Source organism: Streptomyces coacervatus (assembly GCF_029223485.1).
GTDB lineage: Bacteria > Actinomycetota > Actinomycetes > Streptomycetales > Streptomycetaceae > Streptomyces > Streptomyces coacervatus.
This window is the reverse complement of the sequence record NZ_JARHTP010000014.1, coordinates 178,383-201,001: the sequence shown is the minus strand read 5'-3', so window position 1 is coordinate 201,001 and position 22,619 is coordinate 178,383. Positions and strand designations below refer to the sequence as shown.

The following is a 22,619-nucleotide window of genomic DNA, read 5'->3' as shown; positions in this document are numbered from 1 at the left end:
GTGCGGGCCCTCACCCTGAGGTTCTGCTGATCTCCGCACTGTACCTGCCGAATTTGTGCCGCGCCGCCCGATGGGACGGCGCGATGGGGCAGGGGCGTCAGCCGTGGCTCAGGGGGTGGCCGAAGCCGACCTGTATCTCGTCGATGCGCAGCTGTCGGTAGAAGGCCGGGACGGTGGCGGCGGACCAGGTGGTGGGAACGTCTAGGCGGATGTAGCGGGTGCGGAGGCCGGCGCCCGGGAGGTCCATGAACCGTGTCCCGCGGGCGCTTTCGAGCACGCCGGCCTTCACCTCACGCCATGTGGTGCCGTCGTCACTCACGGACAGGGTGTAGTCCTTGATCCGCGCCGAGTCCTCCTTCCTGCCGAAGGTCTCCCTGTTGTACGTGGGTGACCACTCGCGCTGGTTGATCGCGAGGTAGGCGGCCCTGCGGACGCGGCCCAGGTCGAGGGTGTAACTCGCGGGCAGGACACCGTTGTTGTCGGTGTACGTGGTGAAGTCGCCGTCGGTGAGGGCGGGTTCGCTCGCGTGGACGGTGCCGGTCGGGTAGACGCCTTCCCGCTTCGGTGCCGTACGCACCTTGAAGACGGTGTCGTACGGGTCCCAGTCGGCGATGCCCTTGATGGTGAGGGTGCCGTCGCGCTGGTCGAAGTGGAACTTCCTGCCGGTTCGCAGGTCGATGATCCACTCGACGCGGTAGCCGTTGTCGCGGATGCGGACCCGGTCGCCGGAGGACGGCTTCGTGGTGACGTGGACGTACTGCGTGGTGCGGTCGGTGCGGCTGACGGTGATGTAGCCGTACGAGCCGTCGTTCCAGGCGCCGGGCTGCATGCCGCCGTACAGGAAGCCGCCGCCGTCGACTCCGTGCAGGGACTGCCAGATGGGCGGGAGGTAGTCCTTCATCAGGTCGAGGAACTGCTCCTGCTGGGGCGGGAACCGGCCGTTCACCATGGCGGTGAAGTCCATGAGGGAGCGGATGGAGTTGCCGGCGTTTGCGATGTACCGGTCGACGTTGAGGGCGGTCGACACCGGGCGGTCCTGGCCGTCGTACCACCAGCTGCCCGTGTCGGGGACCTTGTAGCAGGACTCGGTGAGGCGGGGCAGGGGGGTCCAGATCGCCGACGGCTGGTCGTACGGCGGGGTCATGCCGACCTTCTGCTCGTGGGACACCATGTCCATGATCGGGGTGTCCTCGTTGTTGTTGCTCAGGGTCATGTCCGGACGCAGCTGCCGTATCTGCTCGTAGAGCTGGTGCTGTTCCCAGTACTCGTTGTCGTTGTCGATCCAGAAGCCCGCCAGCTTCGGGTAGTTCTTCATGACCTCGAAGAAGTTGTCGTAGCTGAACTCGCCGAAGCCGGGGCGGGTGGTGAGGTCGACGCCATGGCCCTTGTAGGCGGAGTAGGCGGCCGAGTCGAGGGTCTCGACGCCCTGCTCGTCGTGCCACTTGGGGTCGTCGGTCATATAAAGGATGACCTTGAGGCCCTTGGCGTCGGCCGCCTTGATCAGCTCGCCCAGGATGTCCCGCTTCGTGGCGCAGGAGCCGGGGATCTTCGACGGCCAGGGGCGGGCGTAGCCGAGGCGGGAGTGGAAGGTGGCGAGCACGATGTAGCTCGCGCGGATCTTGCGGGCTTCGTCGACCCAGTAGTCCGGGTTCCAGCCGCCGTCGGTGACGTCCTTCTCCCAGCTTGCGCAGTCGAGGTGCCTGGGGGCGGTGAACATGCCCCAGTGCAGGAACATCCCGGCGGTCGCGCCTCGGAGCATGGCCTGGCGGGGCGGGGGCTGTTCGGCGGCGCGGGCGTGGGCTGCGGGGGCGGTGGTGAGCAGCAGCGCGAGGAGGGCGGTCCAGAGGGCGAGGAGCCTGCGGCGTCTCATACGGTCACCTTGGTCATCCGACGTATGTGGTGGACGTACGTATCTCATGGGGCACGATGGCCCGTGCGGCCCACAAGGTCTCGCCATACATCGGAGCTGTCAAGGCAGTTGAAGGTAATGGGAAACAACACTTACGCCCCGCCACAAGAGATGTGACGGGGCGTAAGAAGAAGTTGGAGAAGGCGGGAGGTTCAGCCCGCGACCGACACCGACGGCTCCCCCGAGGGCGTGCCGTCCGCCTCCATCTGCTCGGCCAGCTTCATGGCCTCCTCGATGAGGGTCTCCACGATCTTGGACTCGGGGACCGTCTTGATGACCTCGCCCTTGACGAAGATCTGGCCCTTGCCGTTGCCGGAGGCGACACCGAGGTCGGCCTCGCGGGCCTCGCCCGGGCCGTTCACGACGCAGCCCATGACCGCGACGCGGAGGGGGACCTCCATGCCGGTCAGGCCCGCGGTGACCTCCTCGGCCAGCTTGTAGACGTCGACCTGGGCGCGGCCGCAGGACGGGCAGGAGACGATCTCCAGGCCGCGCTGCCTGAGGTTCAGGGACTCCAGGATCTGGTTGCCGACCTTGACCTCCTCGACCGGCGGAGCCGAGAGGGAGACGCGGATCGTGTCGCCGATGCCCTGGCTCAGCAGCGCCCCGAAGGCCACCGCCGACTTGATCGTGCCCTGGAAGGCGGGCCCGGCCTCCGTCACACCCAGGTGCAGCGGGTAGTCGCACTGGGCGGCGAGCTGCTTGTACGCCTCGATCATCACGACCGGGTCGTTGTGCTTGACCGAGATCTTGATGTCCCGGAAGTCGTGCTCCTCGAAGAGGGAGGCTTCCCACAGCGCGCTCTCGACGAGGGCCTCGGGGGTCGCCTTGCCGTACTTCTGGAGCAGACGCCGGTCGAGGGAGCCCGCGTTCACGCCGATGCGGATCGGGGTGCCGTGCTCCTTGGCGGCCCGCGCGATCTCCTTGACCTTGTCGTCGAACTGCTTGATGTTGCCGGGGTTCACCCGGACCGCGGCGCAGCCGGCCTCGATGGCCGCGAAGACGTACTTGGGCTGGAAGTGGATGTCGGCGATGACCGGGATCTGCGACTTCTTCGCGATGGTGGCGAGCGCGTCCGCGTCGTCCTGCGTGGGGCACGCCACCCGCACGATCTGGCAGCCGGAGGCGGTCAGCTCGGCGATCTGCTGGAGGGTGGCGCCGATGTCGGAGGTACGGGTCGTGGTCATCGACTGCACGGACACGGGTGCGTCGCCGCCGACCGCCACCGATCCGACCTGGATCTGCCTGCTCTGCCGACGCTCGGCAACCCTGGTCGGAACGGACGGCATGCCGAGAGAAATCGCAGTCATCTGCTGTGCAACCCCAAGTCGTGGATCAAGGTCCGGTCCCGGAACAACGGGCTCCAGGCTTCGAGATTACGGCACGTGCCCAGGCCCGGGCACATCCCGCCCGTAAACCCACCCAATGGAAGGCGGCCTGGCACAGAGCGTGCCAGGCCGCCACAAACTCCGCGTGACTAGGTGATTTTGACTGGGTTAACCACGTCCGCGATCAGCACGAGGAGGGTGAAGCAGACGAAGACGCCCGCCACCACGTACGCCACCGGCATGAGCTTCGCCACGTCGAACGGACCCGGGTCCGGCCGCCGCAGCACCCGCGCCAGGTTGCGGCGCAGGGACTCCCACAGGGCGCCCGCGATGTGCCCGCCGTCCAGCGGGAGCAGCGGGAGCATGTTGAAGAGGAACAGGGAGAGGTTGAAGCCGGCGATCAGCATCAGGGCCGTGGCCAGCTGCTGGGTGGCCGGGATGTCGAGGGTGAAGATCTCGCCGCCGACGCGGGCCGCGCCGACCACGCCCATCGGGGAATCGGCCTGGCGGGGGGCGCCGTCGAAGGCCGCGTCCCACAGGGCCGGGATCTTGCCGGGCAGGTCCGCGATGGAGCTGACGGCCTCGTCGAGGCGGTCGCCCATCCAGGACACGGACTCGCCGAAGTCCTGGCGGACGACACCGTTGGCCGCGCTGAAGCCGAGGAAGCCCGCGGTGACGTACTTGCCGGGGACGACGTGGCCGGTGGAGTCCTTCTTCGCAACCTGGTTGGTGGCGATCTTCGCGTGCAGGGTCAGCTCCTGGCCCTTGCGGTCGACGACGATCGCCACGTCCTTGCCGGGGGTGGCGCGGATGAGGTCGGAGAGCTTGTTCCAGTCGGCCGTCCGCACCCCGTTGAAGGACACGATCTTGTCGCCGGCCTTGAGGCCCGCCGCGGCGGCCGGGGAGTCGGCGTCGGACTTCTTGCACTTGTCGCGGTTCTCGCTCTGGGCGATGACGCACTGCGAGACAGAGCTGACGGTCGTGGTCTGCTGGGTGATGCCGAAGCCCATCAGGACCGTGAGGAACAGCGCCACGGCCAGGATCAGGTTCATGAAGGGGCCCGCGAACATCACGATGACCCGCTTCCAGGGGGCGCGGGTGTAGAAGAGGCGGGTCTCGTCGCCGGGGCGGAGCTCCTCGAAGGCTGCCGAGCGGGCGTCCTCGATCATGCCGCGCCAGGGGGAGGTGGAGCGGGCCTCCAGTCTGCCGTCGGGGCCGGGCGGGAACATGCCGATCATGCGGATGTAGCCGCCGAACGGGACGGCCTTGAAGCCGTACTCCGTCTCGCCCTTCTTCCGCGACCAGATGGTCGGGCCGAAGCCCACCATGTACTGCGGCACCCGGATGCCGAAGAGCTTGGCGGTGGACAGATGCCCCAGCTCGTGCCACGCGATCGAGACCAGCAGACCGACCACGAAGATCACTATGCCGAGGATCATCATCAGGGATGTCATGCACGCGCCTCCGCGGCAGAAGTCGTCTGCGCCGTCAGTTCCCGGGCCCGGGCCCGTGCCCAGGTCTCCGCTTCGAGGACGTCCGGCACGGTCAGGGAAGTTCCCGTGCGCGGGGTGCCGTGCTCCTCCACCACCCTGGTCACGGTCTCGATGATGGCGTTGAACGGCAGGGCGCCGCTGCGGAACGCCTCCACGCACTCCTCGTTGGCCGCATTGAACACCGCCGGGGCGGTGCCCGCGAGCTCACCCACGTGCCGGGCGAGGTTCACCGACGGGAACGCGTCGTTGTCGAGCGGGAAGAACTCCCACGTCGACGCCGTGCTCCAGTCGAAGGCCGGGGCCGCGTCGGGGACGCGCTCGGGCCAGCCCAGGCCGATGGCGATGGGCCCGCGCATGTCGGGGGGCGTCGCCTGGGCGATCGTCGATCCGTCCGTGAACTCAATCATCGAGTGGACATACGACTGGGGATGCACGACGACCTCAATGCGGTCGAAGGGAATGTCGTACAGCAAGTGTGCCTCGATGACCTCGAGGCCCTTGTTGACCAGGGTCGCGGAGTTGATCGTGATCACCGGGCCCATGGCCCAGGTGGGGTGGGCGAGGGCGTCCTGGACGGTGACGTTCGCCAGCTCGGCCCTGGTACGGCCGCGGAAGGGGCCGCCGGACGCGGTGACGACGAGTTTGCGTACGTCGGCCCGGGTGCCGGCCGCCAGCGCCTGGAACAGGGCCGCGTGCTCGGAGTCGACCGGAATGATCTGTCCGGGCTTGGCGAGCGCCTTGACCAGCGGGCCGCCGACGATGAGCGACTCCTTGTTGGCGAGCGCGAGGGTGCGGCCCGCCTCCAGGGCGGCGAGGGTCGGGGCGAGCCCGATGGAGCCGGTGATGCCGTTGAGCACGGTGTGGCAGTCGGAGGCGGCGAGCTCGGTGGCCGCCCCGGGCCCGGCGAGGATCTCCGGGAGCGGCTCCCCCGCGCCGTACTGCGCGGTGAGCGCCTCGCGCAGCGCCGGTACGGCGTCCTCGCGGGCGACCGCGACGGTGCGTACCCGCAGCCGGTGCGCCTGCTCGGCGAGGAGGGCGGTCCGGCCGCCGTTGGCGGAGAGCCCGGTGACCCGGAAGCGGTCGGGGTTGCGCAGCACGAGGTCGATGGCCTGGGTGCCGATCGACCCGGTGGAGCCGAGGACCACCACGTCCTTCGGGCCGCTGCCCGCCACGGGGTCGTAGACGAGATGCGGGTCGGCGAGGGCGCCCCCTCGTGGGGCTGGACTGTCGCTCATCCCTCCATTGTTGCCGAGGCCGGCCGCCGGGAGGACAGTGCGTCGCTCGGGCGGGTGGCTTGCCGCGCTCTGCGGGGGTTGAAGCGGGATCCCTCCGGGCGGGGCTGTCCGGCGGATCGGCTCGGCGTCGCGGGCCCTGGCACGCACAGCTGCGGCGTTGCCGTCGGTTGCCGACGCTCCGCGCCGCCCGCCGCGGCAGCGGCTGATCGACACGGCTCCTCCGCCATGCAGCTGCACGCACCAGCCCCCTAGGGGGCGGCCGAAAAGCGCCCTTGCCCACAGCCGACCTGATCCGCCGGACAGCCCCCGGCCAAACCGCCGTGAAGATCACGCACCGGGGGCCCTTCGGAAGGTGCCGGGAGGTCAGCTGATGGGGCGGTGCAGGTTGTCCTTCGCCGAGGGCCCGGGGTCCGCCGCGGCGATCCACGGTCCCTCGCCCGAGGGGTCGACGATGCCCTCCTCCAGCCACTCGTACGTGCCCGACATGATGCCCTTGACCAGCTTGCGGTCGAGGTCGTCGGTGTTGGTCCACAGGCGGTCGAAGAGCTCCTCGACGCGGATGCGGGACTGCCGGCAGAAGACGTCGGCCAGCTGGTAGGCCTCACGGCCGTGCTCGCCCTGGCTGCGCAGGAGTTCGGCCCGTACGCAGGCCGCGCTCATCGCGAAGAGCTCCGCGCCGATGTCGACGATCCGGCCGAGGAAGCCCTGCTTGGTCTCCATCTTCCCCTGCCAGCGGGACATGGCGTAGAAGGTGGAGCGGGCCAGCTTGCGGGCGTGCCGTTCGACGTAGCGCAGGTGCGGGGCGAGATCGACGCCGTGCTTGAACTCGCCGTAGGAGACCGGGAGTTGCCCCGGTCCCGCGACGAGCTTCGGGAGCCACTTGGCGTAGAAGACGCCCGCGTTCGCGCCCGCCTTCGCCTTCTCCTGCAGGGACTTCTCGGGGTCGATGAGGTCGCCGGCCACGGTGAGGTGGGCGTCGACCGCCTCGCGGGCGATGAGGAGGTGCATGATCTCCGTCGAGCCCTCGAAGATGCGGTTGATGCGCAGGTCGCGCAGGACCTGTTCGGCGGGTACGGCCCGTTCGCCGCGGGCGGCCAGGGAGGCCGCCGTCTCGAAGCCGCGGCCGCCGCGGATCTGGACGAGTTCGTCGGCGATGAGCCAGGCCATCTCCGAGGAGAAGAGCTTGGCCAGGGCGCCCTCGATGCGGATGTCGTTGCGGTTCTCGTCCGCCATCTGCGAGGACAGGTCCAGTACGGCCTCCAGGGCGAAGGTCGTCGCCGCGATGAAGGAGATCTTCGAGCCGACCGCCTCGTGATGGGCGATGGGCTTGCCCCACTGCTCACGGGCCGCCGACCACTCACGGGCGATCTTCAGACACCACTTGCCGGCCGCGACGCAGGACGCGGGGAGGGACAACCGGCCGGTGTTCAGCGTCGTGAGCGCGATCTTGAGGCCCGCGCCCTCCGGGCCGATACGGTTCGCCGCCGGGACCCGGACCTGGTGGAAGCGGGTGACGCCGTTCTCGATGCCGCGCAGGCCCATGAAGGCGTTGCGGTTCTCGACGGTGATCCCGGGCGAGTTGGTCTCGACGACGAAGGCGGTGATGCCGCCCTTGTGACCCTCGCTCTTGGGCACGCGGGCCATGACGACCAGCAGGTCCGCGACCACGCCGTTCGTGGTCCACAGCTTCACGCCGTCGAGGACGTAGTCGTCCCCGTCCGGTACGGCGGAGGTGGCGAGGCGAGCGGGGTCCGAGCCGACATCCGGCTCGGTCAGCAGGAACGCGCTGATGTCGGTGCGGGCGCACCTCGGCAGGAACTGCTCCTTCTGTTCCTGCGTGCCGAACAGCTTGAGCGGCTGCGGTACGCCGATCGACTGGTGCGCCGACAGCAGTACGCCGATCGCCGGGCAGGCCGAGCCCGCCAGCGCGAGCGCCTTGTTGTAGTACACCTGGGTGAGGCCGAGGCCGCCGTACTTGGTGTCGATCTTCATGCCGAGGGCGCCGATCTCCTTGAGGCCGTTGATGACCTCGTCGGGGATCTGGGCCTCGCGCTCGATCAGCGCCCCGTCCACCTTCGTCTCGCAGAAGTCGCGGAGCTTGGCGAGGAACTCCTCGCCGCGCTGCACGTCCTCGATGGAGGGGGTGGGGTGCGGGTGGATGAGGTCGAGGCGGAAACGGCCGAGGAACAGTTCCTTGGCGAAGCTGGGCTTGCGCCATTCCTGTTCCCGGGCCGCCTCCGCCACCTGGCGGGCCTCACGTTCGGAGACGGTTGGTTTGGTGGGGCTGGCGGACATGAGGCTCACCTCGCCGCGAATCGGGATCCTTGACCGTAACGGGATCTTGGACCGTAATTGGTTACCGACCGGTGCTACCCGATCGTATGTACCCGATCCCGGCCCACCTCACCACCCTTTGCGCAGTCGTTCAGCCGATGTCGACCGAGTACGACCTGGTGTCCAGACGGCCCGTGCCCTTGAAGACCTCGGTGCCGGACTCGATGCCGGAGACGTATTTGTCGTTGCCGAGGAGCTTGCGCCGTACGAGTGCCTGGGTGAAGGCGTCCAGGTCGAGGGTGGACCTGGTGGTGTTGGTGCGACGGACGAAGGAGTAGACGTTCCAGCCGATGTTGCCCTGGTAGAGGTCCCACATCGTGCCGCCGAGGCTGACGCTGCCGTACTTGGTGCCGAGGGGGCCCGCGCCGCCCTGCCGGTTGAGCCAGACCATGATCTCGTCGGTGGGCCGGTCCTGCCAGTCCGCGTTGTTCTTGGCGTGCAGCCACAGGTCGTACGAGACGTTGAGGGTCCCGGGGTTCGAGCTCAGCGAGAAGTCCCAGCTGGTCGTGACCTTCTTGCGGTCGCCGACGCGGATCGGCAGCCCGGTGGACGCCTTGTCGACCTTCCAGCCCCAGTGCCAGCCGAGGACCGTGCTCGCGTACGTCTTCACGTCGGAGTCGGTGCCCTTGCTGTTGTTGGCCCAGCTGTAGTTCGTGCCCCAGGAGATCGTCGAGCCGGACTGCGAGTTCCCCCAGACGCACTGGCTGCCGGTGGCCTTGTCCTGGTTCCAGAGGTTGTTGTTGACGTAGTACTTGCCGAGCGTGATCGTGTCGAAGGCCGTGCACTTCTTGTCCGTCTCGCCCGCCTGCGCGACGGTGACGCCGGCGGCGGCCGCGAGGGCGACCGCGGAGGCGACAAGGGTCTTCGCCTTCTTGGACAGACGCGGTCTGCGGTGTTGCATCGGGGGTCCTTCCGGGGGACGGTTCGGGTACGACCACTCAGTGGCCGCCGACGGCCGGGCAGGTTGCCGCGCTCCGTGAAGCAACACCAAAACAACACGCCGGAAAAGAAAGCTGTCGAAGCGCTTCGACAACCTATGGACACCCGCTCCTGCGAGAAGCTAGTGTCGAACCACCCCCACCCGCCCCTGTTCGCAATGCGCACTGTCGAAGCGCTTCACACCGCTTGGAGAGCTGGATGGTCACCCTCGCCGAGGTCGCCCAGCACGCCGGAGTCTCGGCGAGCACGGTGAGCTATGTCCTCAGCGGCAAGCGGTCCATCTCCACGACCACCCGGCAGCGGGTCGAGCAGTCCATCCGCGAGCTCGGCTACCACCCGAACGCGGGCGCGCGAGCCCTGGCCAGCAACAAGTCGAACATCATCGCGCTGATGATCCCGCTGCGCACCGACATGTACGTACCGGTGATGATGGAGATCGCCATCGCGGTCGCCACCACGGCCCGCACGCACGGTTACGACGTCCTGCTGCTGACCGGCGAGGAGGGCCCCGACGCGGTGCGCCGGGTCACCGGCAGCGGGCTCGCCGACGCGATGATCCTGATGGACGTCGAACTCGACGACGAGCGGCTGCCGTTGCTGCGGGGGACGGATCAACCGTCGGTCCTGATCGGGCTGCCGGCCGACACCACCGGACTCACCTGTGTCGACCTGGACTTCAGGGCGACGGGCGCGCTGTGCGTGGAGCACCTCGCGATGCTCGGTCACCGCGACATCGCTGTCATAGGAGAGGCGCCCGCCGTCTACGAGCGGCACACCGGTTTTGCCGAGCGCACGCTCGACGGACTCCGGTCCCGCGCCCAGGAGTTGGGCGTACGGCTGTTGCACCGGCCGTGCGAGGGCGGGTACGACGCGATGGCCGTCACGCTCGCCCGCATCCTCGACGAGCGCCCGGCGACCTCCGGGTTCGTCGTGCAGAACGAGTCGGCGGTGGAGCCGCTGCTCGCCCTGCTGCGCCAGCAGGGCCGTGCCGTGCCCGAGGACGTGTCCGTGGTCGCGGTCTGCCCCGAGCAGGTCGCCGTGCAGGCCTCGGTGCGGCTGACGTCGGTCGCCATCCCCGCACAGGAGATGGGCCGTCATGCCGTGGAGCATCTGGTCGCCAAGCTCGACGGCCACGGAACGGACGAAGTCGTGCTGATCGCACCGGAGTTGACGGTGCGGGCGAGCACGGGTCCGGCGCCCTCCGGTACTTCCTGACCCCGCTCTTCCGTGCCCTCCGGGCACCCTTATGTCCTTTCGGGAGCACCCTTCGTGAACCAGCCTGCCGAAAACCAGACCAGTCAAGGCACCGCCGGCCTCGCCCAGTCGTCCCCCACCGTCGGCACCTTCCGGGAGCGGGACGGCGCGCTGGAGTGGAGCGGCCGTCAGGAGACCCTCCGTATCGAGCCGTGGGGTCCGGACGCGGTCCGGGTGCGGGCCCGGCTCGGCGGCCCGATCCTTGAGGGCCTGCCGGGCGCTCTGCTCGACGCGGCGCCGGCCACCGAGAGCAGCATCAAGATCGGTGACGGGGAAGGGCTGTTGACCGTCGGCGGCCTCACCGTGGAGGTGAGCGCCGAGGGCCTGATCCGCTTCCTGCGCACGGACGACGGCAGCGAGGTGCTGGCCGAGGAACGCGCCCACTTCTGGTGGCCGGGATCCCGGTTGTACACGGCCGTCGGCAACGGCCACCACCGCCTGGAGCAGCGCTTCGCCGCCTACGACGACGAGAAACTGTACGGCCTCGGCCAGCACCAGCACGGCCGGCTCGACCAGAAGGGCCTGGTCCTCGACCTGGTCCAGCGCAATGCCGAGGTCGGCATCCCGGTGCTGTCGTCGAGCCGCGGCTACACATTGCTGTGGAACAACCCGGCGATCGGCCGTGTGGAGCTGGCGGGGAACGGGACCCGGTGGGTCGCCGACTCCGCCCGGCAGATCGACTACTGGATCACCGCGGGCACCCCGGCCGACGGCCAGCGCCGCTACAGCGCGGTGACGGGCCGTACGCCGATGCTGCCGGAGTGGGCGGCGGGCTTCTGGCAGTGCAAGCTGCGCTACCGCACACAGGACGAACTCCTTGCCGTGGCAAGGGAGTACAAGCGCCGGGACCTGCCCATCTCCGCCATCGTCTGCGACTTCTTCCACTGGACGCACCTGGGCGAGTGGAAGTTCGACCCCGCGGAGTGGCCGGACCCGGCGGCGATGGTCCGGGAACTGGACGAACTGGGCATCAAGCTGGTGGTCAGCGTCTGGCCGTCGGTGTCGCCGCTGAGCGAGAACCACCCGGTCATGGAACAGCGCGGCTACTTCATCGGCACGCAGTACGGGCCGATGGCGCACGCCGACTGGCCCGACAAGGAGGTCGCGTCGACGGTCCAGGTGGCCTTCTATGACGCGACGAACCCCGACGCGCGTGAGTTCGTATGGTCCAAGGTTCGTGACAACTACCTTGTCCCATACGGCATTTCGGCCTTCTGGCTGGACGCCTGCGAGCCGGAGCTGAAGCCCGGCTTCCAGGAGAACCTGCGGTACTGGACGGGCCCGGGGTTGGAGGTCGGCAACATCTACCCGGCCGAGAACTCCCGCACCTTCTACGAGGGTCTGCGCGCGGAGGGCGAGGAGGTCGTCACCCTCAACCGGTCGGCGTGGGCGGGGAGTCAGCGCTACGGCGCCGCGCTGTGGTCCGGCGACATCGGCACCGACTTCCCGACGCTGCGGCGGCAGATCGCGGCCGGGCTCAACACGGCGCTGTCCGGCATCCCCTGGTGGAACACGGACATCGGCGGCTTCCACGGCGGCGACCCGGACGACCCGGCGTACCGCGAGGTCATGGTCCGCTGGTTCCAGTTCGGTGCGTTGTCGCCGCTGATGCGGCTGCACGGGTTCCGTGACCCGGGGATGCCGCTGGGGCCGGAGATGACCGGCGGGCCCAACGAGGTGTGGTCGTACGGCGAGGAGGCCGGCGCGATCCTGGAGAAGTATCTGCGGCTGCGGGAGCGGCTGACGCCGTATGTGCTGTCGGTCATGCGGGAGGCGCATGAGGAGGGGTTGCCGGTGATGCGGCCGCTGTTCCTGGAGTTTCCTCAGGACCAGGCGGCCTGGTCGGTCGACGATGCTTATCTCTTCGGCGGGGATCTGCTGGTGGCGCCGGTGCTTACCGCTGGCGCGACGGCTCGGACGACGTATCTTCCGGCGGGGGCCACGTGGACCGACACGTGGACGGGAGAGACGTATGAGGGCGGTGCGGCTGTGACTGTCGATGCGCCGTTGGATCGGATTCCGCTGTTCTTGCGGAACGGGGCGCAGTTGCCTGTTGTTTCGTAGGAAGTGCCGCGATCGGTCGTCGATCGACCGCGGCGCCGTCGTGGCTGGTCGCGCCCACGCGGCGGAGCCGCATATCGATACAGCCCCGCGCCCCTAAAAGCTCAGCTGCGGCAGACGGAGACCAGGGAGCGGACCAAGGCTTTGGTGTGCAGTAGGTCCGGGTGTTTCTCGAAGTGGACCTCGATTACCGCCACTGTGAGCTCGGGGCGGCAGGTCAGGGCGCTGCGCTCCGGTGTCGTGTCGGCGACGGACTGGACCAGGGCCGTGTTGATGCGGTTGATGGTCTGGCGGACTACGTTCAGGTCCGGCTTTGTGGTGGGGGCCTGGTCGGGGTGGGCGGTCCAGCGGGCGTAGAGGCCGCGCTGGACGGCCTTGTTCGCCTCGATCTGGTCGCGGAAGATGCGGCGGATCTCGTCGGGGTCCGCGCCGATCTGCTTCGCCTGTGCGGCGACGGTGTCGAGGACCACCTGCTCGCGGGCGGGGTCGTCGATGGGGCTGTCGGTGCCCCACTTGGCCGCGGCCACCAGGTCGGCGGTGGCGAGGCGTTCGGCGGCGAGGGAGGCGACCGGCTGCAAGGGGGATACGGGAGCCACGGAGGCGGGTGCCGCTGCCGCGGTGCCCGGTATGGCGAGCAGGGCGGCAGCGGCCGTCAGCGCGCTGCGGAGGGGGGTGAGGATACGCATGGGGTCCATCAAACCCCACCCCGCCCGCATCAACGTCAACTGCTGCTGACGCTCTCGCTGTTGACCACGAAGTCCAGGCCGCCGGACGAGGACGTGATCTCGAAGCCGAACTGGAAGTCCCCGATGGTCACATTGCCGAACCAGCCCTTGGTGTCCTTGATCCACTTCAGGATCGGCAGGACGTTGACGGTGCCGGAGGACGAGTTCGAGGTGCGGACGAACGAGAACACGTCGTTGGAGCCGTTGTTGCCCTTGTAGACGGTCCAGGTGTGACCGCCGAGGGTGAGGGTGCCCTGCGAGGTGCCGAGCGGGCCGACGGCTCCGGTCTTGTTGACCCAGAGCATGATCTCGTACTTGTAGTTGCTGTCCCAGATGTCGTACGACGTGTTGTACGCGCCGGACGACGGGACGCTGACGTTGTAGCTGCTGGAGAGCGAACCGAGCGAGGTGATCGACTTGTTGATCACCTTCTTGGCGTTCGGGTAGGACTTGATCCCGCTGGTGTTGGGGTGGTTGGCGTTGACGCCCCAGTTGGTGCCGGAGTTGGCCCATATGCACTGGGCGCCGGCGCCGGAGCCCCAGATGTTGTTGTAGAGCGTGTAGCCGTTCAGGGTCGTGTTGCCGTACTGGGCGCAGGAGCTCCAGACGGCCGCGGAGGCGGGGGCGGACGCGAGGCCGACGGTGGCGCCGATGGCCATCGCCGGGGCCAGCACGGCCATGGTCACCTTGCGAAGAGTGCTCTTTGCCATGGGTGTCCCTTCCATGGGTGGGGGGGAGTTGCGGGGGTGGTTACCACGCCCCCAGGGCGAGGACGTGGTCTTCTCCGGCGACGAGATCGAGCGGTCGGGTGCCGGCGGAAGTCCTGAGTTCGACGCGGTGGCTACGGGTGGGGCGCAGCACCGCGGTCGTTTCCTGCGGATTCCAGGTGAGGTCGAGCTCCGCCCCGAACCGGGTGCGGATTCCGAGGAGTTGGCCTTTCGGGTACGCCATCGGGAGCGCGGGCAGCAGGACCAGGCGGTCCGGGGTCGACTGCACGAGCATCTCGATCAGCACGGCGGGGAGGGTGTGCGCGGCGTCGGCGTTGTAGACGTCGCGGTTCGGGTAGTGCGCGCTCATCAGGGAGGCGTGGAAGAAGTCGCCCTTGAGGACCTGGCCGAGTGCGTGCGCGACCCGTTCGCCGTCGCGCAGGCGCGCGGCGACGAGGGCGTGGTGGAGATGGCCGTGGGCGGAGTCGTTCTCGGCACCGCGCAGTTCGAGGGCACGGTGGGCGGCGGCCGCGAGGCCGGGGGTGTCGTACGGGTTGATCTCGTCGAGCGGCCAGACGCCGTAGAGGTGGCTGAGGTGGCGGTGGTCGTAGGTGTCGTCCAGGCCGGGCCAGGCCCATTCGGCGAGGGCGCCGTCGGCGTTGATGCGGTGGGGCGGCAGCCGGTCGGCGAGAGCGCGCCAGCGGTCCCCGTTCGGCCCCGGGTGGTAGTCGGCGGCGGTCAGCAGGGCGTGCCGGGCGGCCGAGAGGTCCATGGCCGCGTTGATCGCGCCCCAGCTGGCGTTGGCGGGGCGGTTCTCGGGCGAGTAGGAGGGGACGACGACGAGATTGCCGTCCTTGTCGGTCCGGGTGAGGAAGTCCTCGTAGAACAGGGCGACTTGGGCGAGTGCATGGGCGGTACGGGGATCCCTGGAGCCGTTGGTCTCGTCGTGGTCGACGAGGGGCTTGAGCAGCCAGTCGGCGCCCGCGGTCCACAGGTGCAGGGGGTACTCGCGGCTGAAGTGGTACGTCAGCCCGGACTCGCCGTCGCTGTGGGCCGGGGCGACGACGCCGCGGGCACCGAAGACCGCGCGGGCGTTCTCGGCCCAGTCGGGCAGCTGACGCTGGATCAGAGAGGCGTGGGCTGCCGTCACTTCGGGGAGGGCGGCGGCCGCTGCGGAGGCGGTCTGGAGGTTGAGGTTGGCGTCGTTGGTGAACGCCCCCGCCCATGCCGTGTTCCAGTCGCCGGTCCACAGGCCGACCAGACGGGGCGGGAACAGACCGCTCGCGGAGAGCAGGTGGTAGCGGCCGGCGGCGAAGAGGCGCTCCAGGAGGGCGGGACTGTCCGGGCGGGCGAGCAACTCCGAGCCGGGCAGGGCGCGTTCGGCGGGGTCGGCGTCCAGGTCGAGGGTGACGCGCTCGTAGGCGGTGCGGTGGATGGCCGTATGGCGGTCCAGGAGGGCGGTGTACGGGTCCTCGTCGGCCGACAGCAGTTCGCGCAGGGCGCGGGCGCGGGGCGTCGTGTCCAGCTCGCCCGTGTGCCGCAGCACTCGGGTCAGCAGCAGGACGGACTCCGCGCCGGTGACCTTCAGGCCGGGGGGCGTCAGCACCGTACGGCCGCCGGTGACCACGACGAGCGTGACCCCCGTGTACGCCGTGTCGCTGCCGGGGTAGCGGACGCGCAGGGTGAGCAGGGCGCCCTCGGGGGTGAGGACCGCGGCGTCGCCGACGGAAAGACCCTGGGGCACGCCCGGCAGGCGGTGGTCCAGGGCGATGTCGAGGTCGGGGTCGGGGGCCGTGACGTGCTGGACGATCACGTCGTCGGCGCGGGACACGAAGACGCGGCTGCTCCAGCCCTCGCACACCGCCTTCACCACGCCGGTGGCGAAGTCGACGGAGCGGCGGTAGCGGCGCGGCTCCTCGCCGGACGCCCTGCGCAGCCGTAGCTGAAAAGCGGGATGGAAGGGCTGCACCCACTGCAGGTCACGCCCGTCCGTGAAGCTCTCGGCGGCATGCAGCTCGCTGGCGAGCAACTGGTCCTGTAGCAAAGGCAGTTGGGCCGCGAGGCGGGGCGGACGGGCGGTCTCGCTGCCGTTGGGGCGGACGAGGGCGTGGTGCGAGACGACGACCTGTTCATCGTTCGGATCACCGAACGCAAGGGCGCCGTGGTGGCCGTTGCCGCTCAGGAAACCGTCCTCCCAGCGGGTGGCGGGGAGAGATTCCCAGGTTCCGTGGACGGGGTTCACGGGGTTCACGGGGTTCAGGGGGTTCACGGGGTTCACGGGGTGCATAGGGCTCATGGGCGCAACACCACCACGCCGTACCGGCCGAGGGTGACCTCGGCCCTGACCGTCGCTCCCGTCAGCAGGTCGCGGTGGGTGCCCGGCACCTGCACCGTCACCGACTCCCGCCCGTGGTTGAGCACGAAGAGCAGGTCGCCGCGGCGGACCGCCTCGAGCCGGTCGGGCAGGCCGTCGAGGACGGGACGGGCGCCGGCGTCGGCCGCGATCCCGGCGAGCAGGACACGCAGCGCATGCGGCTCGGGGAGCGTGGACACGTACCAGGCGCGGCCGTTACGGAGAACGGCGGGCAGCCCGTCGAGTTCGCCGCCCTTGTAGGCGACCTCGACCGAAGCATCCCCGGCCGCCTCGATCTCCTCCGACCACAGGGTCCCGCAGAAGCCGTCGGTCTCGGCGGTCTCCTCCGCGTCCAGCGGCCACCACTCGTGCAGCGTGCGGATGCCGAACAGTTCGCGCAGGCGCGGGTCCATGCCGCCGGGGCGCACCCGGTCGTCCTCGTCGGCGATGCCGGTCAGGAACCCGCAGACGAGGGTGCCGCCGGAGCGGACGTACACGAGGAGGTTGTCGATCGCGGCATCCGTGAGGGCGTACAGCTGAGGAACGACGACCAACTTGTAGGCGGTCAGGTCGTGTTCGGGGTGGGCGAAGTCGGTGGCGAGGTGGGCCTGCCAGAGGGCGCGGTGCCAGGTGGTCAGGACCTCGGCGTAGTCGACCTGGGTGGAGAGACGGCCCTCGTGGGAACCGGCCCACCAGGAGTGCCAGTCGTGCAGGATCGCGATGTCGTTGGATGTGTGACTGCCAGTCACTTCTCCACTGATTCCGGCGAGTTCGGCGCCGAGCTGCTTGACCTCCTGGTACGTACGCCCCTCCTCCCCCGCATGGCTGACCATCCCGGAGTGGAACTTCTCCGCGCCCTGCCTGGACTGGCGCCACTGGAAGTAGCAGACGGCGTCGGCGCCGCGGGCGACGGCCTGGAGGGACCAGAGGCGGTTGAGGCCGCGGGGCTTGGGGTGGTTGACCCCGCGCCAGTTGACGGGTCCCGCCGCCTGCTCCATGAGCATCCAGGGGCCGCGGGCCTGCGAGCGGGTCATGTCCTGTACGAGGGCGCCGTGCTGGGCGCCGAGGGGGTCGCGCGGATCGGGATACAGATCGACGGAGACGACGTCCTCCTCCTCCGCCCACCGCCAGGCGTCCTGGCCGACCCACAGCGGCATGAAGTTGGTCGTGACCGGAATGGGGGACGGGGTGTGACGGCGGACGATGTCGCGCTCGGCGACGTAGCACTCCAGGAGCATGTCGGAGGTGAAGCGTTTGAAGTCCAGGACCTGGGCGGGGTTCTTCAGGTAGTGGGCGTGGCGGGGCGGCAGGACCTCCTCCCAGTCGCCGTAGCCCTGGCTCCAGAAGGCGGTGCCCCAGGCGGAGTTGAGGGCGTCGAGGGTGCCGTACTTCGTCTGCAGCCAGCGGCGGAAGCGGGCGGCGGCCTCGTCGCCCCAGTCGTAGGTGCAGTACTCGTTGTTGATGTGCCACATGGTGAGGGCGGGGTGGCCGCCGTAGCGGGCGGCGAGGTCCTCGGTGATGGCGGCGGCGTAGCGGCGGTAGGCGGCGCTGGAGTGCGAGAAGTGCTGGCGACCGCCCCACCATTCGCTGCGGCCGTCCTCGTCGCGGGGCAGGGTCTCGGGGTGCAGCCGGCCGAGCCAGGGCGGGGGCGAGGAGGTGGGGGTGGCGAGGACGACACCGATGCTGTTTTCGTACATGAGGTCCATCAGCCGGTCGAGCCAGCCGAACTCCCGCTCCCCCGGCCGGGGTTCGAGCTTCGCCCAGGAGAAGACACCGAGGGTGACGGAGTTGACGCCGGCGTCGCGCATCAGCCGTACGTCCTCGTGCCAGGTCTCCTCGGGCCACTGCTCGGGGTTGTAGTCGCCGCCGAAGAGGATGCGGCCACGGGTGGCGTCGGCGAGGCCCGGCCGTTTGTCTGCGCTCATCGGACGGGCTCCCCGTACTGGATGCCGCGTCCGTTGGTGGCGAGGTAGACACGGCCGTGGATCCGGGGGTCACCGACGATGACCTCGCCGATGTACCCCCACTGGTGCTGGTCGTCGTTGATGCGCACCCAGGTCTTCGCACCGTCGTCGGAGCGGAGGACGGCGGTGCTGTTCTCCACCGCCCCGACCTGGTAGACCGCCGGACAGTCGGCGCCGTCGGCCGCCTTGCCGAAGCCCAGGGTGTACGAGGCCCGGCAACTGTCGACCTTCGAGAAGGCGGCCCCGCCGTCGGTGGACCGGTGGAGCCCGTTCCCCTTGGTGGACAGCCACAGGTCACCGGATCTGCCGGGCGCCGCGACCAGCTTGAACTGACTGTCACCGGAAGGCAGTCCGGTCGCACGGGCCGTGAACGACCGGCCACTGTCAGTGCTGGCAAGTAGCGTTCCTGTATCGGTGTCGTACGCGTAGAAGAGCGTCGGGTCGGCCGGGTCGGCGACCGGCGTGGCGCCCTTCGGGAAGGAGGAGATCTCGGCCCAGGTGGCGCCGTTGTCCGCCGAGCGGTGGGCTGCGTACTTCGTGCCGTCCCAGTGCACGAAGGACCACAGCAGCACGCTGCCGTCGGCGTTGGTGGCGATGGGCCCCGGTGCGTCGTGGGCGATGGAGGGCTGGGCCTTGAAGGGCGCCCAGGTCTGCCCGCCGTCGTTCGAGTATGCGCCGTTGCCGTGGTCGCCCCACCCGGTGCGCACGACGTACTCCGGCCTGGCCGTCGCCTGCGCGAGTCCCGTCGCCGACCCGAACACGGGGTTCGACGCCATGCCCCGCGAGGGCGAGGCGGTGAGCCGCTCGTGGTACATGACGCCGATGTCCCTGGACCCGCTCAGCAGGTGCGCCTCCCCGACCGGGGGTGACACCAGCTGGACCACGGACGTCTCTTCCAGTCCGCGGATCTGCGGGGCCCAGTGGGTGAGGTCCCGTGTGCCGTAGAGGGTGGCGCCGGTGCCGTGGACGACGTGCCGAGAGTCGTACGGATCGATGCCCACGGCCTGGATCCACCACCCGAACTTGGGCTTGTCGGCACCCCACTTGAGGAAAGGAGTCTCGGACACGTCGAAGACAGCAGCGTCCTTGAGGGACGTCCAGGTACGGCCGCCGTCGGTGGTCCGGTACAGGGTGTCGACGTCGGCCCAGCGGTTGTTGGTGGAGACGACGACGGTGCCGGGGCGACGGGCGTCGACGGCGACACCGCCGTAGCCGAAGGTGTCGGCGGAGCCGTCGCTCGTGGTCCCGCCGGGCTTCACCGGGGTGACCTCGGTCCACTTCCCGCTGCCGACGGCCAGCTTGTGCACACTGCCGTCGGACTGGCCGTTGGGCCCGGGCGCGTTGGCGTACGTCACGTACAGCTCGCGGGTGTGGCAGTCGTACGCGGCACGGATCGGGACCTTGGCGGAGGTGCCGGTGGTCTGCCCGGGGACGGCTTCCCATGAGCTTCCGTCGACGGTCCGGTAGAGGTTCGTCGCACTGGAGCTGCCGTCGCCGTCGCCCCAGCCGGCGTAGAGGCTCCGCCCGGCGGCGACGAGGAACGTAACTCCCTGCCCGGTCGCGCTCGGGCTGCCCGGGAAGGCACTGACGGCTGCCCAAGTGGCCCCGCGATCGGTCGACTTGAGCAGCCCGTCGTGCCGCGTCCCCAACCACAGGACGTCACTGTCCCGCGGATCGACGAGCAGTCGCTCCCCCATGCCCCGCCCGTCCTCATTGGCACCGAGCTTCACGGCGAGGTCGGTGCGGGCCCAGGTGGCACCACGGTCGTCGGACCGCAGGACGGCACCGTTGCCGGCCCAGGACTGGGCGTAGGTACCGAGGGCGAGGTAGACCCGGTCGGGGTGGGCGGGGTCGACGGCAACGGCCTCGACACCGAGGAGGTTCCAGTCGTCCCAGCCGAGGTGATCGATGAGCGGGGTCCAGCGGCCGACCCGGTCGTCCCAGCGATAGGCCCCGCCGATGTCCGTCCGCGCGTAGGCGAGCCCGCGCGCGGAGGGGTGGAACAACACACCGGTGACGAATCCGGTACCGCCGATCACGGCGTTGCGCCAACGGTAGTCGGGAACATCGGCCTCCGCGGCGTGCGCGCGCCCCTGCATGGCGGGGACGGCGGTAAGCGCAGCGGCAGCCGCGGTCCCGGCAAGAACGGCCCGGCGGCTCAGACGGGACGCGTACATGACACATACCTCGTTCTGCAAGAGGGGACTTCAATACGAGAGGGGAGCAGCAACGCTTTTAGGGGCGCGGGGAACTGTGCGACCAGCCACAACGAACCCGCAGTCGCCATACGACCGAACCAACCAGCCCAGTGGGCGAACCGGTCAGCCCTTGACCGCGCCAGTCAACATGCCCTTCTTGAAATGCCGCTGCACAAACGGCGACAACACAGCCACCGGCAACAACGCCACCACCATCACAGCCATCTGCACCGCCAGCCCCGACAACTGCCCAGTCCGGATAGCCTGTCCCAGCCCAACTGGGGCTTCCCGTTTCTGCACAAGCTGGATCATGACGTTCTGCAACGGCATCATGTCCTGGTCGTTCAAATAAAGGGACGCGTTGAACCACGCACTCCAATACCCCACGGCATAAAACAGCGTGATAACGGCCAGCACCGCACGCGACAACGGCATCACGATCTGCCACAGAATCCGGAAGTCCCCGGCCCCGTCGATCCGCGCCGCGTCGATGAGTTCCTGCGAGATCCCCATGAAGAAGCCGCGCAGGACAAGAATGTTGAACACGCTGATCGCACTCGGCAGGATCAACGCCAGATAGCTGTCCATCAGCCCAAGAGACTGCACGAGCAAATACGTCGGAATCAGACCAGCACTGAAGAACATCGTCGCCAGCAGGACCATCAGGATCCACCGGTGCCCCAGCGACCCGGTCCGGGACAGCCCGTACGCACACAGCACCGACACCGCCATCGAGAACAGTGTGCCGACCAGGGTGATGAGCACGCTGATGATCGTGGCCCGGGTGACCTGACCCCCGCTGAGCAGCTCCTTGTACGCGATGAAGGTGATGCCCTTGGGCACCATCACCAGGCCGCCCGCCTGGTCGATGGTCTTGCGGGAGGACAGGCTGGTGACCACGACGATCCACAGCGGGAAGAGGATCCCCAGACAGGCGAGGGTGAGGACGAGCCCCTTGCCGGCCACTCCGGCCCTGCTGGGCTCCTCCTCCCACACCGGCCGCGGCGGGGCGGCCCACCGGGACGGCTCCCGTACGGACGGCTTGTCGATGACGGCGGTCATTTCTTGTACACCCCCTGCTCGCCCATGAGATGGGCCACCTTGTTCGCGGCGAGGACCAGTCCGAGGCTGACAACGCCCTTGATGAGACCCGCGGCGGCCGCATAGCCGAAGTCCTGGTTGCGGACGCCGTTCCACCACACGAAGGTGTCGAGGACCTCCGCCGCTCCCGGTCCGACGGCATCGCGCTGCAGGAGGATCTGCTCGAAGCCGACCGTCAGCGCATCGCCCACGCGCAGCACCAGCAGCAGGGCGACCACCGGCCGCAGCGCCGGAAGCGTGACGTGCCACATCCGCCGCCAGCGCCCGGCACCGTCCATCGCGGCGGCCTCGTACAGGTCCGGGGGGACCGAGGCCAGCGCGGCGAGGAAGACGATGATCCCCCACCCGGCGTCCTTCCACACGCTCTGCGCGGTGACGAGGAGCTTGAAGGTCGACGGGTCGGTCATGATGTCCAGCCCGTCGAAGCCGTGTTGCCGCAGCAATTGCGACAACAAGCCTGCCCCGCCGAAGAGTTGCTGGAAGACGGCGATGACCAGCACCCACGAGAAGAAGTGCGGCAGATACAGAATCGCCTGGGAGAACGCCCGTACCCGGGGCCTGACCACGCTGTTGATGAGCAGCGCCAGCAGGATCGGGATCGGGAAGTACAGGACGAGCTGGAGAAAGAAGAGCACCAGTGTGTTCTGGACGGCGCTCCAGAAGGCCGAGTCCGCGAAGATCGCCTGGAAGTTCTCCAGACCCACCCACGGGCTGTGCAGCATCGAGACGATGCCGTTGTCGCTGACGTAGGGGTCGTAGTCCTGGAACGCGACGACGTTGCCGAGGATGGGCAGGTAGTTGAAGACCAGGATCAGCACGACGGCCGGCAGCGTCATCAGGAGCAGGACGCGGTCGCGTCTGAACCTGAGCCCGAGGCTCAGCCTGCCCGGATCCTTCTTCTTCCGGTTCCGGGAACCGGTGGCGCCGCCGGACGCCTCCGGGGTCTTCACCGGCGTACTGGCCTCGGCGCTGCTCCGAGGCACCGTGCTGTGGGACACGGCGGTTCTCCTTGCCTCAG

15 protein-coding genes are annotated in these 22,619 nt (G+C 69.0%); 2 read left to right on the top strand and 13 right to left on the bottom strand.

Features of this window, described 5'->3' with window-relative positions:
* Positions 1-97 precede the first annotated feature (97 nt).
* From P2Q00_RS31605 to P2Q00_RS31580, 6 genes are all read right to left on the bottom strand, one after another.
* A complete protein-coding gene (locus P2Q00_RS31605) occupies positions 98-1,870 on the bottom strand; it encodes an alpha-L-fucosidase (protein ID WP_275776729.1) in 1,773 nt (590 codons plus the stop codon).
* 191 nt (positions 1,871-2,061) lie between these two features.
* A complete protein-coding gene (gene ispG / locus P2Q00_RS31600) occupies positions 2,062-3,219 on the bottom strand; it encodes a flavodoxin-dependent (E)-4-hydroxy-3-methylbut-2-enyl-diphosphate synthase (RefSeq protein ID WP_275776727.1) in 1,158 nt (385 codons plus the stop codon).
* A gap of 167 nt (positions 3,220-3,386) precedes the next feature.
* Positions 3,387-4,691 carry a M50 family metallopeptidase gene (locus P2Q00_RS31595; protein WP_500692165.1) on the bottom strand — a complete coding sequence of 435 codons (1,305 nt, stop codon included), beginning with the start codon at positions 4,689-4,691 and terminating at the stop codon, positions 3,387-3,389.
* Entirely contained in the window at positions 4,688-5,965 is a 1,278-nt protein-coding gene (gene dxr, locus P2Q00_RS31590; RefSeq protein ID WP_275776726.1) for a 1-deoxy-D-xylulose-5-phosphate reductoisomerase, read from the bottom strand. The genes P2Q00_RS31595 and dxr overlap by 4 nt, the downstream gene beginning before the upstream one ends.
* A gap of 363 nt (positions 5,966-6,328) precedes the next feature.
* On the bottom strand, positions 6,329-8,260 hold the full coding sequence (locus tag P2Q00_RS31585) for an acyl-CoA dehydrogenase family protein (protein WP_275776724.1): 1,932 nt from the start codon (positions 8,258-8,260) through the stop codon (positions 6,329-6,331).
* A gap of 130 nt (positions 8,261-8,390) precedes the next feature.
* On the bottom strand, positions 8,391-9,200 hold the full coding sequence (locus P2Q00_RS31580) for a GH12 family glycosyl hydrolase domain-containing protein (RefSeq protein ID WP_275776722.1): 810 nt from the start codon (positions 9,198-9,200) through the stop codon (positions 8,391-8,393).
* Positions 9,201-9,436: 236 nt separating this feature from the next.
* Between P2Q00_RS31580 and P2Q00_RS31575 the strand changes: the two genes are divergently transcribed.
* On the top strand, positions 9,437-10,453 hold the full coding sequence (locus P2Q00_RS31575) for a LacI family DNA-binding transcriptional regulator (protein WP_275776721.1): 1,017 nt from the start codon (positions 9,437-9,439) through the stop codon (positions 10,451-10,453).
* A gap of 54 nt (positions 10,454-10,507) precedes the next feature.
* Complete coding sequence (locus P2Q00_RS31570) at positions 10,508-12,556, top strand: glycoside hydrolase family 31 protein (protein ID WP_275776719.1); 2,049 nt, start codon at positions 10,508-10,510, stop codon at positions 12,554-12,556.
* A 101-nt stretch (positions 12,557-12,657) separates the two neighbouring features.
* Here P2Q00_RS31570 and P2Q00_RS31565 read toward each other — a convergent pair whose 3' ends face one another.
* From P2Q00_RS31565 to P2Q00_RS31535, 7 genes are all read right to left on the bottom strand, one after another.
* Complete coding sequence (locus P2Q00_RS31565) at positions 12,658-13,239, bottom strand: chorismate mutase (protein WP_275776718.1); 582 nt, start codon at positions 13,237-13,239, stop codon at positions 12,658-12,660.
* Between the two features lie 35 nt (positions 13,240-13,274).
* Complete coding sequence (locus P2Q00_RS31560) at positions 13,275-13,988, bottom strand: glycoside hydrolase family 12 protein (protein ID WP_275776717.1); 714 nt, start codon at positions 13,986-13,988, stop codon at positions 13,275-13,277.
* 40 nt (positions 13,989-14,028) lie between these two features.
* Positions 14,029-16,272, bottom strand: coding sequence for a glycosyl hydrolase family 95 catalytic domain-containing protein (locus P2Q00_RS31555; protein WP_275776851.1), 2,244 nt, complete (start codon positions 16,270-16,272; stop codon positions 14,029-14,031).
* Between the two features lie 5 nt (positions 16,273-16,277).
* Entirely contained in the window at positions 16,278-18,263 is a 1,986-nt protein-coding gene (locus tag P2Q00_RS31550) for a beta-galactosidase (RefSeq protein ID WP_275776715.1), read from the bottom strand.
* Positions 18,260-20,479, bottom strand: coding sequence for an exo-alpha-sialidase (locus P2Q00_RS31545; protein WP_275776713.1), 2,220 nt, complete (start codon positions 20,477-20,479; stop codon positions 18,260-18,262). The genes P2Q00_RS31550 and P2Q00_RS31545 overlap by 4 nt, the downstream gene beginning before the upstream one ends.
* Positions 20,480-20,623: 144 nt before the next feature.
* On the bottom strand, positions 20,624-21,562 hold the full coding sequence (locus P2Q00_RS31540; protein ID WP_275776711.1) for a carbohydrate ABC transporter permease: 939 nt from the start codon (positions 21,560-21,562) through the stop codon (positions 20,624-20,626).
* On the bottom strand, positions 21,559-22,599 hold the full coding sequence (locus P2Q00_RS31535; RefSeq protein ID WP_275776709.1) for an ABC transporter permease: 1,041 nt from the start codon (positions 22,597-22,599) through the stop codon (positions 21,559-21,561). Before P2Q00_RS31535 ends, P2Q00_RS31540 begins: the two co-directional genes overlap by 4 nt.
* Between the last annotated feature and the right edge of the window lie 20 nt (positions 22,600-22,619).